Genomic DNA, 16,011 nt, shown 5'->3' on the forward strand with positions numbered 1-16,011 from the left:
ACAACGAACAGCCCAAGCCATTCATCTGGAAAGCAGACCCTGACGACATCATCGCAGCCGTCAGACGAGGGCACCAAGTGTTGGAATCAATCGACTAGCGTCAAAACCTAATCAAACCATTGAATAAGCGCATCGATCGGCAGCCGGAGGAAAAGGGGGCAGATCGACAAAAATCCATGCTGTAGCCGATGCGCTCGGGCTACCCGTTCGCTTCCGCCTTGGCCCCGGACAACAGAACGACATGGCTGCGCCTGCCAAACAGGTGCTTGCCGATTGCGCTTATGATGCAGACAGCCTGCATGACCTCATCCTTGATCAAGGCCGCGAACCGGTCATTCCGCCGCGCCGGCATCGCAAGCACAACATGCCTACGATCGCATCGCCTACGAGGGCGTCGACTTCAGGATCGGGCTCGGTGTCGCATGGTCCAAGGATGATCCGACAGCAGCGAGAGACCACATAATTGATATCGCAAGGTCGCTGGTCAGGGCGGGGAGGTGAGGGGAATGATCCGATCGATCTCGTCCCTAGGATGCTGGCGCAGATTGCCCTGTCGTTGGTGGCGAGACAAGCGAAGAGAGGCAAGAGGATCGCACGACCGACAGGGTCCACGATCGCAAAGTGCCCCAAAGCAAGCGAATCGGGCGCAATTATGCATCGGTTCGCGGCGACTTGCTGCGTCTGATGCCGCGCGTACTGTGCTGTTCGTGCGCTGGTGGGGACAGTGTGCTCGCGCGGCACTGTGGTTCGTCTAGGAAGCGTGTTCACCAATTGACCATGTCCACTGACCATCGACACCGTACTCGAGGACGGCTTGATATGATGCACGATCACCTTCGGCTCTTCCGAAGTGGATGCAGGTGATCGAACGCTCGGACAGCAGATGCATTATCTTTTCGAGCAAAGCAGGCCCCAATGTCATCTCAGCTTGATCCAGGACGACGAAGCGCGGCGCTGAGAGAAGAATATTCGCAAGGCCTAAAAGCTGCTGTTCTCTCAGGGACAGTTCCTTTTCCCAATCGCGCTCGGCATCTAGCCCGCCCACTTGGTTCGCGACCCGTTCGAGCCCAAGGTCATGCAACGTGCTGAGCAAGAGGTGATCCGAGATTTCGCCTTCTTTTTCAGGGGTGATCAATACGTCACGAAGGGGACCGGATGGCAGGTATGGCCGTTGCGATAGAAAGAGGGTGCCAGCGGGGCGAACGATGCGCCCGGTACCCGGGGTCGGAATCTGAGCCATCGCCCTGAACAACGCCGCACCTGGTTCGTGGCTGGAGCCAGTTATCAATACCCGGATCCCGACCGGAATCGATACCGACAGGTCCCTCAGAAGAGGGGACTCTGCGTCCGTCGTTGAGGCTAAAGTCAGCCCTTCGCACATCAGAGGCCCGTCCCGTTCAAAGAACTCGATTCCCGATTCTATTTCATGGGACCTTGAGATCTCCTCATGCAGAGAGCTCAGACGAGAGACCACGGCCGCAAAATTCGAGATCGAATTAAACTGTCGGACAATCAACGAGAACGCGCCAACAAGCATAGCGAACGCTGCCCCGGACTGGGTGACGACACCGAACTCAATGTCTCCTCTTATGAATGCCGGCGCGATGATTAAGTCCGGCACGATTTGAATCATCCAGTTGTAGCCGCCGGTAAAGAATCCCAGGTTGCGGTTGACGGCAGTAATGCGGCGTATGTTTGCGATCAGATCGTCAAGCCTATGCAGCACCCTTACTTTCTGTCGCTTCTCACCACGCGTTAGCATGATGGACTCAGCGTTTTCGCGAACGTGAATGAGTCCAGACCGGAAGGTGGCCTCCTTATCGAGCCGATCGTAGTTCAGAGACATTAGGGGCCGCCCCAGGGCGATCGTCATGTACGAGCCGCACGCCGCATAAAGGACAGCCACGCCAAAAAGCAGCGGGCTGATCGTCCACAGCACGCCGGAAAAGGTCACCACGGTGAGCGTGCTGCTGAACAGCATAATGACGAAAGAGAGTGTGGTGACGGTGAACGCGCGCACGTCATCGGCTATTCGCTGGTCCGGATGAGTAAGTCTCCCGGAGACGTCCAGACGATAGTAAGTCTCGTCATCCAGATAGAGATTGACAATGCGGCGGGTAAGGAAATCACGCCAGAGCAACGCCAGTCGTTCTTCGGCAAATCGGGCAAGGACACCGACGACGGTGAGAACGGCGAAAACAGCGATGTAAAAAATCGCCTGCCGTATGAACTCGGCCATCTGGCGTTCGGCGATGGCAGTCATGAAGTTTCGTCCGACGTAGTTGTTCACAACGTTAAGAGCGCTTAGCCCGCATAGCAGCATTATCAGGCTGCCGAACATGAGCTTTGCTTTGAGCCCGACCTCGGAGCCCGCAAAAATCCTTATGGTGCGTATGAAGCTAGCTACGGTTACCTTGAGCGGAATTTGCTGCTGTTCCATATCCGTCCCATTGCCCGCTCAAACGGGCCGATACCGTCAAGAAGCTCCCGGTTGGCGACCGCAACAGCCAGATAGCGAAAACGTCCGGCGCCAACCCGGATGATCGATGGTCATGCATTCTCTGCCTTCACGCACTCGACCTCGATGTCGTTGCACAAGCCTTGCGGACCCATTTTTCCCGTGGATCTTCAACCCACCTTCGATGACCGCCTGACACGGCATCGCTTGAGCAACGTGGCGCCGTCGTCTTGCGATGTGCCGTCAGCCCGCTTTTTTTCACCGAGGCAATAGGGCCGTCGTCATGGGTTTGGGCGCTGTCTTCGCCGAGCAGATCCAGCGGCAGCACCATCCGGATCAGCCAGCGTGTTTCGCGGTGTACAGTAGTCGCAGCGGCGCATAGCGGACGCGATATGCTGCACTCGGCGGCGAATGCCAGCCACGTCGAGGCGAGCTGCAAGTTTCAACGCGCCGACAGCGGGGCGAAGGGCGGGCCACACTTGCGCTCGGCTGTCAGAACTGCCTCGCCGAAAGCAACGGGGCGCCAACATTCTATAACCATCCTCCCGAGAAACCTGCTTTACGCAGACCCCTGACAATGGGTTGACACTGTCGCATGATATTCCAGATCAGGCCGGTCCTGAAATTTTCGATCATGAGCACGACAGGACCCTGATCGATGCCGAAGTGAAATGGACTGACCCACGGCTCGGTCGGCTTTCCCTCGATAGGAAACGACGAATTGAAGGACGGTTTAAATCCATAGAGACGGGTCATCCCTAGTTCCATTTGCGCGAAATGTCTCACGGTAGGAACGACGATCTCGGGTGCAAATGGTAGCGAAGCCACCACTACCCAGGGACATACCGTCCCGTCGTCCGGCCCAAAGGGGGCGCCCCGCGCTATGTAGTCGTAAAATTCACGCTCAATCCCATTCACACTTTTTGTCACCCAACCTGGACCGTCGCTCGCCGTAAAACCCCAACAATGCTCTCCGTAGCCTGCATAGTTCTTCGGGTTGCGCATCGCGTATTCCTGATGGACAAAGGTGGCGCTGCGGCTGTTTAGAAAGTAGTCGCTGTTATGATCCCGCATGAAATCGTCGCGAATGCCCCGAAAATCGATCCACATGTGTGACAGCTGATGAGTGAAAAGTGGGCCTGAATAGAGTAGCTCTCGGCCGTAGATGTTTCGCCATTCATAACTCTCGGTGTAGGCGGCATAAGATTCCGAAGGTAACGGGTATGTGGGCGAGCCAAGTCCGAGGATGTAGAGCAGGAGGCCCTCGTCGTATCCGCGCCAACGATAAGGGATAAAACCGCTCTCTGGCCTCCAACCGTGCGTGAGCGTGAGCCCGTGATCGCAAGCCCAACCCCAGTCGGCTCGCTCGTAAAGCGCTTTAGCCAGGCGGCGAACTTCAACCTCGTCTGCGTCGGCGCCGTCAAAGTAGGCTCCCACAGTGAGTGCCCCGGCGAAAAGAAACGCCGAGTCGATCGTGGAGAGTTCACATTGCCACACCCGACGGCCGCTCTCGATGTCGAGAAAGTGGTAGAAGAAACCCTTGTAACCCGAGGCGTCCGGCTCCTGGCCCTGCGGGCACGACAACAGGAATTCTAACCGACGTCGGGCGATCTTTGCAGCGAACTGGCGGATGATGATCCCGCGTTCCACCACGACTGGAATTGTCGCGAGCGCCATGCCAACCGCAGCTATGCTTGCTGGGGCGTCGGGCGATGTCTTGTCTCGCACCAACCCGTTGTCCGGGTTAGTGCAATGCAGGTAGTAAAGGAGCGTCGTAAACTGCAGCCGACCGAGATCCTGCTCGCTCGGCATTCGGTGAAGTTCCGGATCGGTCGACAGCAGCTCGGACATCTCGTTATCCAAGTGCGACTTGGACGTCGTGGACACGACCGTCGTCGACAAACGGCACCTTTCCGCCAGTGAACTGCCTGTCGTCCATCACCAGCGCGCGTACACCTCGGCCTGTGCCCGCTGCGTTATCCACCTTGAGGTGATACGTGGCCGATCCGAGCCTGAAATCAAGTTCGTAACCGGGCCAGCTCTTGGGGATGCACGGATCGATCGACAGATGCTGCCCCTCGCGTCGAATGCCCAAAAGAGCTTCGAGCCCGACACGATAGAGCCAAGCGGCGGATCCTGTGTACCAGGTCCAGCCACCGCGTCCGGTATGCGGGGCTGCGCCGTAGACATCTGCGCTGACGACATAGGGTTCGACCATGTAGCGTTGGACGTCTTCTTCCGACAGGCCATGAGTAATCGGGTTGATCAAGTTCCAAAGCCAAAAGGCGCGGTCGCCGTCGCCGCGCAATGCGGTCGCGAGCACCACCCATGCTGCGGCATGCGTATACTGGCCTCCATTTTCCCGTATTCCGGGGACGTAACCTTTTATATAACCTGGCTGCAGCTTTCCCTTGTCGAATGGCGGATCAAACAATTGGATGAGCTTGTCGTCTGCGCGAACGAGCCGATCCCAGACCGCCGACATTGCCTTTGAAGCGCGCTCTTCGTTGGCAACGCCTGAGATGACCGCCCATGCCTGCGGAATGGCATCGATCTGACACTCGTCGTTCCGGGAGGAGCCAAGTGGAGTACCGTCATCGAAATAGGCGCGTCGATACCATCCTCCGTCCCATGCATTGGCCTCCAGGGCCATTCGCAACTGTTCGGCGCTTTCCCTGCACCATGACGCGTTTACGTCGTCATCGCGTTCATCTGCAATTTCGGAGAAGGCGTTCAGCACCGTCAGGAAGAACCATCCGTTCCAGACACTCTCACCCTTGCCGTCAGAGCCGACCCGATTCATTCCGTCGTTCCAGTCGCCTGTCCCCATGAGCGGTAACCCGTGGCGACCGAGACGGAACCCATGGTGTAATGCGCGAAGACAATGATCATAGACGGTGCCCACCTTCTCGCTGACGCCGGGCTCGCCGTATGCTTCGTGTTCATCATCGTTGAGCACCGGCGATGTGATGTACGGTACCACCTCGTCCAGCACACTGGCATCGCCCGTCGTCGAAACGTAGTGATGAGCCACGAGTGGGAGGAAGTAGAGATCGTCGGTCATCCGGGTGCGCACGCCCACACCCGATGGAGGATGCCACCAATGCTGGACGTCTCCCTCCCAGAACTGACGAGAGGACGCACGCAAAATCTGCAAACGTGTTTCGCTCGGAGCAGCGTATACCAGAGCCATCACGTCTTGGAGTTGATCACGAAAGCCGTAGGCGCCTCCGGACTGATAGAATGCCGAGCGTGCCCAAACACGACAGGAAAGGACCTGATACAGCAGCCAGTGGTTCATCATTAGATCGAAACGGTTATCAGGCGTCCTGACTGCTATCGTTTCAAGAATGTCGGCCCACTTACGCGATGCGATATCCAGATCATCTTGCGCCCGTCTCGGTCGACAATAATCCCCCATGAGAGCTCGAACCTGATCGAGACTGTCGCCCTGTCCAAGAACAAAGACGACCTGCGAACTTTCATTCGGCGCGATCAAGACTTCCACCGTCAATGCGGCGCACGGATCACAGGGCGAATGGAGATCGTCTTCCTGAGTTTGGTCCGCCAGCCATGCTGGTCGGGTTATCGAGCCGAGCGCGCCAAGGAACTGCGAGCGACTGCAGGTAGCCGAACGCACTGGTCTGTTCGCACCTGCAAATGCAAGTTTGTCGGAAAACCACCCCTCCCACGCATTTCTCGCGATAATTGCCCCGGAACGAGGATCGTGTTCGCACAGGACGTGCGTGATTGCGTCTTCACGCAGCGAGCCAAGCACCCATTCCACGTAGTATGTCGCCGTCAGTCGGCGTGGTCGATCGCCGCCGTTTCGAAGTTCAAGCCGAATGATCTTGACGGGATCCTTGGAGGAGACATGCACCGTCAATTCCTGATGCAGGGAACCAATGTCGCTCTCATAGCAGCTGTACCCTGGTCCATGCCGGACCGTAGCGGTTTCCCCGGCACCCAATGGCAATGGCGTCGGCGTCCAATACTCAGCGCTGTCCTCGTCACGCAAATAGATGACTTCGCCCGGCGGGTCTGAAATCGGATCGTTTGACCACGGCGTCAGGCGATTTAGCTGGCTGTTTCCTGCCCAGGTGTAGCCAAGGCCGCTCTCGCTGGTCAGGCAGCCGAATTCCGGGTTGGCGATCACATTGCACCACGGCATCGGCGTCTGTTTTTTCGCGCCATTCACGTGGATGACGTATTCGCGTCCGTCAGCGCTGAAGCCACCGAAACCATTCCAATGCTGCAGGTTCGTGTCCGCCTCGGTGAACCGCTGGATCGATGCGCGGCGGATTATGGGTGATGCTTCGTGCGATATCGCTATTCGCCGACCGCTCTTGAGTTGGTCGCCCAGAGAGCCATTGCCGCTCGAAAGACTGACACGTGCCGCGGCGGCGAGGGTGGTTGTTTCCATTTCTGAAAGTGTGGCCGCAGGCACGAGATGTATTCCACCTGGCTTTCCAAGGAACTCTGCCTGTGGTCCGGCGAGAGCCGCCGCCAGTTCTAGACACGCTTGCGCATCACGACCATCGACAAGAACAAGATTGAACCGGAGCCCTCGACGCGAAATGAATCTGTGCGCGCGCAGCACTTCGTCCAACAACGCGCCATCGCTGTTTTCCTCAAGCGTTACGACGACGATCGGCGGATCGCTATGAATTCCCCTGGACGTCAGTGCGGTTCTGCTCATCGGCTTCGCCAGAACGGCGCCCGACGGACGGGCAGACGGGTTGGCAAACACGATGTTGTTTATCAGACTGTAAGCGACATCTATCTCACCTTCGGTCACGTCCGGATCAACAGACGTTTGATCGAGGGCCACCCCGACTTGCAAAAATGCGTTTTCGGCTTCGCTGATACTCGAGTATCGCTCGGCGATTGCCATCGCCGTAGCGGCGCTATCGGCAGCACCGGTTGTGAATGCGACGCGTACGGTGCTGCCCGGTGGGACACGGACACGCCGTCTCAAACAGAAGATCGGATCCAGCACGGGTCCCGTCGTTCCTGAGAGTTGCGCTGCCTCGTCAGACAAAGCCAACGGGTTTGCCGTCGTGCGGCCTCTCCGCAAAAATCTTCGCCGATCTGTCTCGAATTCAAGAGGGCCGAGTGCTGTCGTACTCAGGGCGGAAACGTGGACTGCCCAGAGCGGCGCGTCTTCGGGACTACGCGGGCGACGGCGCGCAAATAATGCGCCGGTTTTGGCATCGAACCGGGTCTCAATGAAGAGCTTGGCAAATGCGGGGTGGGCCGAATCCGCGCGACGATTGTTCAGGCAGATTTCCGCGTAGCTGGTCAGTTCCAGGTCTCTGGGCTTGGTACCCTGATTAGTAACATCGAACAGTCTCACCTCCGCGTTGCTGTCGGGCGCCACGCAGACTGACCACGCAACGACGATGTCTCCGGCGCAGCATCGGAACTCAGCGCGATCGCCTCGAAAAGAGTGTTCGTAGGTATTCTCCAGGCGAAAAGCCGGTTGTTTGCCTGCGGAGAAGTAGCTCTTGTCCGTGAGATCGCGAACATAACAGAACTGTCCCCAACAATCGCGCGTCCCGTCCTCTCTCCAACGAGTGACGTCAATGTCCCGCCAGGATCCATAACCCGCACCCGCGGATGTCAGCAGGACGCTGTACGCGCCGTTGGAAAGCAACGCCACGGCACGGCCATCGATCGGAGTGCCGATAGCTGCCGATGAACTCTTTCCAGTGATCGAACCCATGCCGCTATTCTCGTTTCAAGATGCGTCGGGTATTGCAGTGTTCTATCGTGGTGCGGCAAAACTCTGCCGGAACTCCCGGTCATTTCGCCGGCCCATCATAGATTGTCTCCCTCAGTCGAGGTTTTCCCGGTCACGTCAGGTTGTGGCTGCGTGCCCCATTTCCATCCGACGATCGAGGGCATGTCGTCGCCATGCTCCTGAATGTACTCACGGTGCTCAATGAGCTTCGCCTGAATGGCCTGTTTAAAGTACGCGGCGCGTGCACCCAACTGAGGAAGTCTGTCGATGACATCGCCGACGAGGTGAAAGCGATCGAGCTCGTTGAGGACAACCATATCGAACGGGGTTGTCGTCGTTCCTTCCTCCTTGTATCCGCGCACATGCAGGTTTCCATGGTTGGCCCTCCTGTAGGTGAGCCGGTGGATCAGCCATGGATAGCCGTGGAAGGCGAAGATGATCGGCTTGTCTCTGGTAAAGAGCGCGTCGAAGTCCCCGTCTGACAAGCCGTGCGGGTGTTCTTCGGGAGGCTGAAGCTTCATCAAGTTCACGACGTTGACGACACGTATCTTCAACTCGGGCAGGTGCTCGCGCATCAATTGGACTGCCGCCAGCGTCTCGAGGGTAGGAACGTCACCGCAGCAGGCCATTACGACATCGGGCTCGCTTCCCCTGTCATTGCTGGCCCAGTCCCAGATGCTCACGCCCATGCTGCAATGCCTGACCGCCTCGGGCATCGTAAGCCATTGCGGTGAAGGCTGCTTTCCAGCAATCACGACGTTGACGTAGTTGCGGCTTCGCAGGCAGTGATCTGTCACCGACAGAAGCGTGTTGGCGTCCGGCGGAAGGTAGACCCGGATCACGTCGGCCTTCTTGTTCACGACGTGGTCGATGAAACCCGGATCCTGATGGCTGAAGCCGTTGTGGTCCTGTCGCCAGACATGAGAACTCAAAAAGTAGTTCAATGAAGCGATTGGCCTGCGCCAAGGGATCTCGTTGCAGATTTTAAGCCACTTGGCATGCTGGTTGAACATCGAGTCTATTATATGGATGAAGGCTTCATAGCAGGAGAAGAAGCCATGGCGGCCGGTGAGAAGGTAGCCTTCCAGCCACCCTTGGCACTGATGTTCGCTCAGGACCTCCATGACGCGACCGTCTGGCGACAAATGATCGTCGTCCTCATAAATCTCGGCCATGTAGCAGCGATCGGTCACCTCAAGCACGTCCTGCCATCGGTTCGAATTGTTTTCGTCCGGGCTGAACAGGCGGAAGTTCTGGCTGTCCATGTTGGCCTTCATGACGTCGCGGAGGAATTTGCCCATCACCCGCGCTGATTCAACGGTCGTCGCACCGGGGCTTGGAACATCCACGGCATAATCCCTGAAGGCAGGCAGCTTCAGGCTGCGAAGCCGCAGGCCGCCATTGGCATGCGGATTGTCACTCATTCGACGGTTGCCCGCCGGAGCCAACGCAGCGATTTCGGGCAGTAACCTGCCCGTTTCATCGAACAGATCCTCAGGATGGTAGTTCTTCATCCACTGTTCGAGAATGCGGATATGTTCTGGCTTATCCATCTCGCCCATCGGCACTTGGTGTGCCCGCCAGTAATCCTCGCATTTCTTGCCATCGATTTCTTTCGGACACGTCCATCCCTTCGGCGTGCGAAAGACGATCATTGGCCAGGCCGGGCGCTTTAGATTGCCGTTGGTGCGCGCATCAGCCCAGATGTGCTTGATCCTGGCCACGATGGTGTCGAGCGTGCCGGCCAGTTGTTGGTGGACGTTCTCCGGGCTATGGCCCTCAACGAAATAGGGTTCATAGCCCATTCCTTCGAAGAATTTTCGCAGTTCATCCTCGGGAATGCGAGCTAGAAAGCATGGGTTGGCGATCTTGTACCCGTTGAGGTGAAGGATCGGCAGGACGCAGCCATCGCGCGCCGGGTTGAGAAATTTGTTGCTCTGCCACCCCGTCGCCAACGGGCCGGTCTCCGCCTCGCCGTCGCCCACGACACAGGCAACGATCAGCTCCGGATTGTCGAATGCCGCCCCGTAAGCATGGCTAAGAGCGTACCCCAGTTCGCCGCCCTCGTGGATACTGCCCGGAGTTTCAGGTGCGACGTGACTTGGAATGCCACCGGGAAAGCTGAACTGCTTGAAGAGCCGTTGCATACCCTCCCTGTCCTGGCTGATATTCGGATAGAATTCGCTGTAGGTCCCTTCCAGATAGGCGTGCGCGACCAGGGACGGCCCCCCGTGGCCAGGGCCGATCACGTAGATCATGTCGAGATTATCGCGTTTGATCACCCGGTTCAGGTGGACGTAGAGCATGTTCAGGCCGGGAGAAGTTCCCCAGTGCCCGAGCAGGCGTGGTTTGATGTGCTCGCGTTTTAGCGGTTCTCGCAGGAGCGGATTGTCGAGCAAGTATATCTGGCCTACCGACAGGTAATTGGATGCCCGCCAGTAAGCGTCGATTAGTCGAAGATCTTCCGTTGAAAGAGGTGGGTTCGTTGGTTGATTTTTTCCGGTCATTTCCGTCTCATGCGAAGCCATCGAAGTCTCCCTATGAAGTCGGATTTATTGTCGCGAAGTCGTTTTTATGCAGACAGAGCCTGCTTCAAGCCCGATTGGAAACAGGCAGTGCCTCGGTCCGGCGAAAACGCCAAATGCATTTCGCCTGACGCATACGCAACGACGACGGCGCTGTCGTCAAAAGTCGGTGCGGATCGACGATCTCAGAAACCTCACCTTGTCGGTTTAGGTGAAATGATCGACGACCCCCTGGACGCCCTGAACGCTCTCGGCAACGATACGGGCAGCGCGCCTGCATTCGGGTATCGCAACGGCGCCAGACAGATGCACGATCCCGTTGGTTACTGCGATCTTGATGTCGAACGCTTCGAGGCCAGTGTTTTCCCGGAGCCGAACCATGACACTGCGCTGAATGGCTTCATCGCCTGAAGGTGTCCCATCCAGTTTGGCTGTGACGATCGCCTGCAGCAAATCGGCTCGGCTGACAATTCCGACAAGTTCGCCATGTCTGATGACGGGTATGCGCTTGACGCCGTGCTTTTGCATCAGCCTTGCGGCCTGCAGAAGTGACGCATCTTCGTCGATTGTCACTGGAGCAGGCGTCATTGCCTCCGCAACTCTCCAGGAGCTGCGCCTCACATACGCATTGGCTCTGTCTTCGGCGGGCGCTGCCAAATCCTCAGCGGAGGCAAACATTGCTCCACCCAGTTCCGTTCTGCGTATCAGGTCACCTTCGCTGATGATGCCGAGGAGATGCCCATCCCCGTCAATGACCGGAATGCCGCTTATATGATGGCTCAACATGGTCATGGCAGCCTGTCTGACACTGTTGTCAGGCGACACGCTTACGATCGTCGATGTCATGACATCTTTGACGAGCATTTCGGTCCCAACTCTAAGTGACTGGCGCGCATCCGCGTCTATTGCGGCGACAAAATAAACCCATTGCAGAAACGAGACAAGCCGCTCGACACGGCTTCCCGTTGGACGTGCGTTTGCGTTTGAAACGTCTGAGGCCTCTTCCGGCTGCGCGGCCGGCGTCTGCCTCTGCAACCATCCGAGCATGCCTATCATCGCCCAGATGCGTTTCAAACCTACGCACGTTGCGACGACGATCCCAAACCCTGTCAGACAGTGCCATTTTCAAGGATGTTCGTTGCCTTGTGGGAAAGTTCGAGCCGGGGGTGTCGTTATGGTTGCTCGCGCAAGCAACCATTGCAATCACTGCAAGTAGAATCTTCACGCTGCGACTGCATGCGGATTCCACGATGCGGGAGAGCTTGTTGCTTGGCTGAACACGAGCGCGCCAACGAGGTAAGTAAGTGCAAGGCTATGGAAGAAGACGAAGCGGAGGGTCGTCCCCTTCCTGTCCGTACATCTTGGTGGCGGTGGGCGCGACCACGGTGCTCTGGGCGTCGATCATTTTGCCCATCCGAGCTATTGGCGGACGCCGTTGGGCGAGGCGTCGGAGCCCGTCAGCGCGACACCGAGCGAGCTGACGAGCGCCCCCGAAGAACGAATAAAGGACCCCGGTCTTGGCAAAGGCCAGCCCGAGTGACGCGTCGGTTCCAGAGTATCGTGTGACAAACCCAAGCGCCAGCAGGTTCTGTTGTAAACTTCTTGGCTACGGATGAGAACCCAATCAAAGCAGCGCGCTGAAGCGAAGGTCAGCGGTTCGAAACCCTTCAAGAGCAGAGTTTCTATGGTCGGCCCTTGCGGACGTGGTCAAGGGATGCTCCGCAACATGCGTTGAAAGTCTGGCGTCCGCATTTCGACGCTGCCATAAATGAGCTTTATCAAGGGAGGTATCATAATGCAGAAGAACGCGCCGGATTTCAGCCTTGACGGCAAAGTGACGTTCGTGACGGGAGCGAGCCGTGGCATCGGTCGTGCTTGCGCAATTGCCTGTGCCGCAGCAGGGTCCGATATCGTGCTGGGCGTCCGCGACATCGCGGCGTCGGCTGGCCTGGTTGGCGAACTCGAGAGCGCCGGAGGCAAAGTCCTCCCGGTTGAGCTAGACATTCCCAATAAGGCGCATATCGCACAAGCAGTGGATGCGGCCCTTACAACGTTCGGTCGGATCGACGTCCTCATCAACAATGTCGGAGTGGCTCCGGGCAATCTCGCGGAACTCGTTGAGGAAAAGGACCTTGACCAGATACTCGATGTCAACATCAAGGGCACCTTTCTGATGACGCAGGCAATAGGTCGGCACATGATCGAGCGTAAAGAGGGCCGGATCATCAACATCAGCTCGCAGGCCGGTACAGTGGCACTGCGCGGCGAGGCGATCTATTGCATGAGCAAGGCGGCGATTAATCACCTGACGCGCTGCCTTGCAGCCGAGTGGGCGCGCTACAACGTAACGGTAAATACCGTATCGCCGACCTTCATCCACACCGATGGCACCGCACCCTTTCTATCCGATCCCGACAATCGCCAAGCGACGCTCGGTCACATTCCACTCGGCCGGATCGGTGAAACCGACGATGTAGTGGGTGCCGTGGTCTTCCTTGCGTCACCAGCTGCGAGCCTAATCACCGGCGCGAACCTGCTGGTGGACGGTGGATGGTCCGTCGCCTGAGGTGGGGAGTGGGGCTGTCCTCGACGACGGCCCTCACATTGCAAGCGACTTGCGGGAGGCACACGAACAATCGGGCTCACATGGGACATCGCACCGAAGGACTGCCTGGGGCGTTCAGTAGAAGTGTTGGATGAAACGCGGGTTCCCCAGAAGCGCTGTTGAGGGCGGTCGTTTCGAGCGCCTTCGTGCGGGACGCAAGGAACTGTTTGAGCCGGAGATTGCCCGCCATCACGGCCAGATTTTCAAGCTTATGGGCGACGGGATGCGCGCCAAATTTGGCAGCGTGGTGGACGCCGTGGAATGCGCCGTCTCGCTGCAGCGTGGGCTGGCGGAACGGAATGCCGCCGTCACCGAGGACCAGCGGATCCGGGTCAAGATCGGGAGTGATGTGGAGCTGGCGGCGGCGGACCGGCTGGCGCCAGGATCAGCGGGTGGGGCCCTGGCCTCGGTCGGATCGCTCTCTATGGCGCGCAGTTCATGCGCCGGCTGGTTCTCGTTTTCGACAGGCGCTGCCATGCCCGCGGCTGCTTGATGCGATACAGCATTTCTTCGAGTGTTGGTTCGAGGCTCGTGGGGTTCATGATGCGTTCCGTGCTCGAACCGACAAGAAAGGCGCGGCGGCTCGGACCGCCACGCCACAAAGACGCCGTGTCAGTGGCGCACGTTGAGCCGTTAAGCGGGATGAGTAGCCCTGAACCCTACCTGAAGCCGATTCCAAAGATTGATCGCACCGATGGCAAGAGACAACCAGGACCGCTCTTCTGCCGTAAATGCAGCCTCAATCAGCGCCCAATCATCGTCGGGAGCGCCAGTCTGCGCGAGGTTGGTCAGCGCTTCCGTCCAGGCGAGAGCAGCACGCTCGCGCGGGGAGTAAAGCGTTGCCTCACGCCACCCCGTCAGCAAATAGAGGCGCATGGGCTCTTCCCCGTCTTTGAGGGCTTCTGTGGTGTGCAGATGAATGCAGAACACACACGAATTGATTTGCGAGCTCGCACGTGACGAACTTGGGAAGCAGGCCGTCGTCCCATGGGGGTGATCCGCTTCGCGATATTCGCCGCGATCACTCCACTGGAATAACAGCGGGCGTGTCCTTCTTCTTGAGCAGGACTACGATGAACTTGGCCGGGCTCGTCTTGCTCGCGTTCCGGCTGACCAGGTGAATATCGGAGGGCCCCTCGTAGTAGGTTTCTCCAGGAGCAACGGTGACTTCTTCGCCGCCCTTAACCTGCATGACGATCGAGCCCTCCAGCACGTACACGAATGCGTGGGCTTCGTGTCGGTGGGCGGGTGAGGAGCCGCCTGGCTGATACTCTACGGACAGCATCAGTCCCTCTTTTCCCGGATAGTCTTGCAAATCCTTGGACATCAATGGCGTGACCTTTGCGCCGTCTTCAGCCGCGACTGGCAAGATCCCGAAGCCGATAATGGCCGAAACGAGCATGGTGCGTAGGATGGACTTCATTTTGGTCTCCTTGGTGGTTCTGGCGACCGCGGCACAAAAAAAGAGATCGCCTGGGAAAGGCCGCAAGAGATCGGGACGGTATTGCGCTGCAATGCGTAATCAGATCACGCCAACGGGCGATCGCCCCAGGGCGCTGTTCTCACGATGTTTGCTCTCGACGAAGGGGTAGGTGGTCCTAGACCTTCCGCCAGTTTGCCCTAGCAATCCAACTAGCCGATACGAACCGTACGCAGTTCGGTAGCGAAGGCCACCAATGCTGCCTATGCATATGAACTTGAAGATCAATTTCTTCCGCATTCCTGGGATCTTGTGGCAAATGTCTTGAGACGTTGACCGCGTTTAATTGCGGCCCTGCGCATCGGCCGTCGACGGGCGAGGGAATGCGCTAAAAGCGGACGATTTCGATCGAAGCTGCGATGCCTTCGGCCAACAGATCATGTCGGCTGGCCAGATCCTGATCGTGGCGTTGGCCAGCCGGAGGCAATCCATCAGAGTCCTACCATCGGAGTTTGAGGAATTATGTAGCTAATGCCACCAACGATTGCTTCTTGCCATAAGCTGCCGTTCGCGGCCTCCGCCGCCTCAGATGGGGGAACCGCCGACGGCTGATGCTGACCCGGAGGAGTTCATGTTAAAAAGGGCATGATATCTACGCCGTCACCTGGAAACACGGTGATGTGCGGGTGGTCTTTGAACAGCCGTGCCGCAGCGTCGATGGTTTCCGCTTCGACGACAAGGTAACCGCAGAAGGGGTTCACGGCGTTGGCGACACCGTCCTTCGTTATACGCGTCGTCTTGCCGACCATGCCACCACGATCAAGGATGGATGCGGCGTTTCTGTTCTCCCACGCGGCCCACTGTTCTATGCCGACGGCGTCGATCGCGTCCTGCTCGGCTTTGGGCAGCCTCCGAAAGGAGGCGAGGTCTTCGGGCTTCATGGTGTAAACGGCAAGAAAACGGGGCATTGGCGCTCTCTCCACGTGCTCGACGGTTTGCCAGATTACACTCTACGCGTCGGAAATCACCCGTGCCGGCCCCATAAATCTTGCGAGGCATAGGACGACCGCTTGTGGCGGATTTCGTTGAAAAACTCGATGGATTTCCGCCCATCCGCCCGTTTTGGTCTTTTGGGCGCGGGGTCATCGGTTATCTGCCCTTCGCCTTAGCGCAAGGTATCGATGTATGCCGCGCTCATGCGGCGATGGCGCGGTATAGCGACCTTTGCGGCCTGAGTTTCGCGAGCCTCCTGAGGTTTTG

9 protein-coding genes and 3 pseudogenes are annotated in these 16,011 nt (G+C 57.9%); 4 read left to right on the forward strand and 8 right to left on the reverse strand.

Features of this window, described 5'->3' with window-relative positions; genetic code table 11:
• Nucleotides 1-151 precede the first annotated feature (151 nt).
• A pseudogene (locus tag ASD00_RS39485) lies at nt 152-501 on the forward strand (hypothetical protein); the annotation flags it as partial.
• A gap of 250 nt (nt 502-751) precedes the next feature.
• On the opposite strand, the gene ASD00_RS31265 reads toward ASD00_RS39485, so the two are convergent.
• The 5 genes from ASD00_RS31265 to ASD00_RS31285 form a co-directional block, all read right to left on the reverse strand.
• The gene (locus ASD00_RS31265) at nt 752-2,440 is read right to left on the reverse strand and encodes an SbmA/BacA-like family transporter (RefSeq protein WP_057210989.1); all 1,689 of its coding nucleotides are present in this window, start codon (nt 2,438-2,440) and stop codon (nt 752-754) included.
• 549 nt (nt 2,441-2,989) lie between these two features.
• The gene (locus ASD00_RS31270) at nt 2,990-4,309 is read right to left on the reverse strand and encodes a glucoamylase family protein (protein WP_057210991.1); all 1,320 of its coding nucleotides are present in this window, start codon (nt 4,307-4,309) and stop codon (nt 2,990-2,992) included.
• A gap of 4 nt (nt 4,310-4,313) precedes the next feature.
• On the reverse strand, nt 4,314-8,183 hold the full coding sequence (locus ASD00_RS31275; RefSeq protein WP_057210993.1) for a glycosyl transferase: 3,870 nt from the start codon (nt 8,181-8,183) through the stop codon (nt 4,314-4,316).
• Nucleotides 8,184-8,278: 95 nt separating this feature from the next.
• Complete coding sequence (locus tag ASD00_RS31280; RefSeq protein WP_057210999.1) at nt 8,279-10,708, reverse strand: phosphoketolase family protein; 2,430 nt, start codon at nt 10,706-10,708, stop codon at nt 8,279-8,281.
• A 225-nt stretch (nt 10,709-10,933) separates the two neighbouring features.
• Entirely contained in the window at nt 10,934-11,590 is a 657-nt protein-coding gene (locus ASD00_RS31285; RefSeq protein ID WP_057211001.1) for a CBS domain-containing protein, read from the reverse strand.
• 931 nt (nt 11,591-12,521) lie between these two features.
• Between ASD00_RS31285 and ASD00_RS31290 the strand changes: the two genes are divergently transcribed.
• Nucleotides 12,522-13,292, forward strand: a complete 771-nt coding sequence (locus tag ASD00_RS31290; protein WP_025428221.1) for a glucose 1-dehydrogenase — start codon at nt 12,522-12,524, stop codon at nt 13,290-13,292.
• A 130-nt stretch (nt 13,293-13,422) separates the two neighbouring features.
• A pseudogene (locus ASD00_RS39490) lies at nt 13,423-13,674 on the forward strand (adenylate/guanylate cyclase domain-containing protein); the annotation flags it as partial.
• Between the two features lie 290 nt (nt 13,675-13,964).
• On the opposite strand, the pseudogene ASD00_RS31300 reads toward ASD00_RS39490, so the two are convergent.
• From ASD00_RS31300 to ASD00_RS31310, 3 genes and pseudogenes are all read right to left on the reverse strand, one after another.
• Nucleotides 13,965-14,282 (reverse strand): annotated as a pseudogene (locus tag ASD00_RS31300) (carboxymuconolactone decarboxylase family protein); the annotation flags it as partial.
• Between the two features lie 70 nt (nt 14,283-14,352).
• Nucleotides 14,353-14,754, reverse strand: a complete 402-nt coding sequence (locus ASD00_RS31305) for a cupin domain-containing protein (protein ID WP_057210997.1) — start codon at nt 14,752-14,754, stop codon at nt 14,353-14,355.
• A 626-nt stretch (nt 14,755-15,380) separates the two neighbouring features.
• Entirely contained in the window at nt 15,381-15,719 is a 339-nt protein-coding gene (locus ASD00_RS31310; protein WP_025428225.1) for a hypothetical protein, read from the reverse strand.
• A 104-nt stretch (nt 15,720-15,823) separates the two neighbouring features.
• Between ASD00_RS31310 and ASD00_RS41320 the strand changes: the two genes are divergently transcribed.
• On the forward strand, nt 15,824-16,011 hold a 188-nt coding region (locus ASD00_RS41320; protein WP_210173880.1), incomplete at its 3' end, for a hypothetical protein.

Source organism: Ensifer sp. Root31 (genome assembly GCF_001424825.1).
GTDB classification, from domain to species: domain Bacteria; phylum Pseudomonadota; class Alphaproteobacteria; order Rhizobiales; family Rhizobiaceae; genus Ensifer; species Ensifer canadensis.

Excerpts from the sequence above, each read along its gene's own strand:
- ASD00_RS31310 (WP_025428225.1), bottom strand. The coding sequence starts at position 15,719 with ATGCCCCGTTTTCTTGCCGTTTACACCATGAAGCCCGAAGACCTCGCC.
- ASD00_RS31290 (WP_025428221.1), top strand. The coding sequence starts at position 12,522 with ATGCAGAAGAACGCGCCGGATTTCAGCCTTGACGGCAAAGTGACGTTC.
- ASD00_RS31305 (WP_057210997.1), bottom strand. The coding sequence starts at position 14,754 with ATGAAGTCCATCCTACGCACCATGCTCGTTTCGGCCATTATCGGCTTC.
- ASD00_RS31270 (WP_057210991.1), bottom strand. The coding sequence starts at position 4,309 with ATGTCCGAGCTGCTGTCGACCGATCCGGAACTTCACCGAATGCCGAGC.
- ASD00_RS31285 (WP_057211001.1), bottom strand. The coding sequence starts at position 11,590 with ATGCTCGTCAAAGATGTCATGACATCGACGATCGTAAGCGTGTCGCCT.
- ASD00_RS31280 (WP_057210999.1), bottom strand. The coding sequence starts at position 10,708 with ATGACCGGAAAAAATCAACCAACGAACCCACCTCTTTCAACGGAAGAT.
- ASD00_RS31275 (WP_057210993.1), bottom strand. The coding sequence starts at position 8,183 with ATGGGTTCGATCACTGGAAAGAGTTCATCGGCAGCTATCGGCACTCCG.
- ASD00_RS31265 (WP_057210989.1), bottom strand. The coding sequence starts at position 2,440 with ATGGAACAGCAGCAAATTCCGCTCAAGGTAACCGTAGCTAGCTTCATA.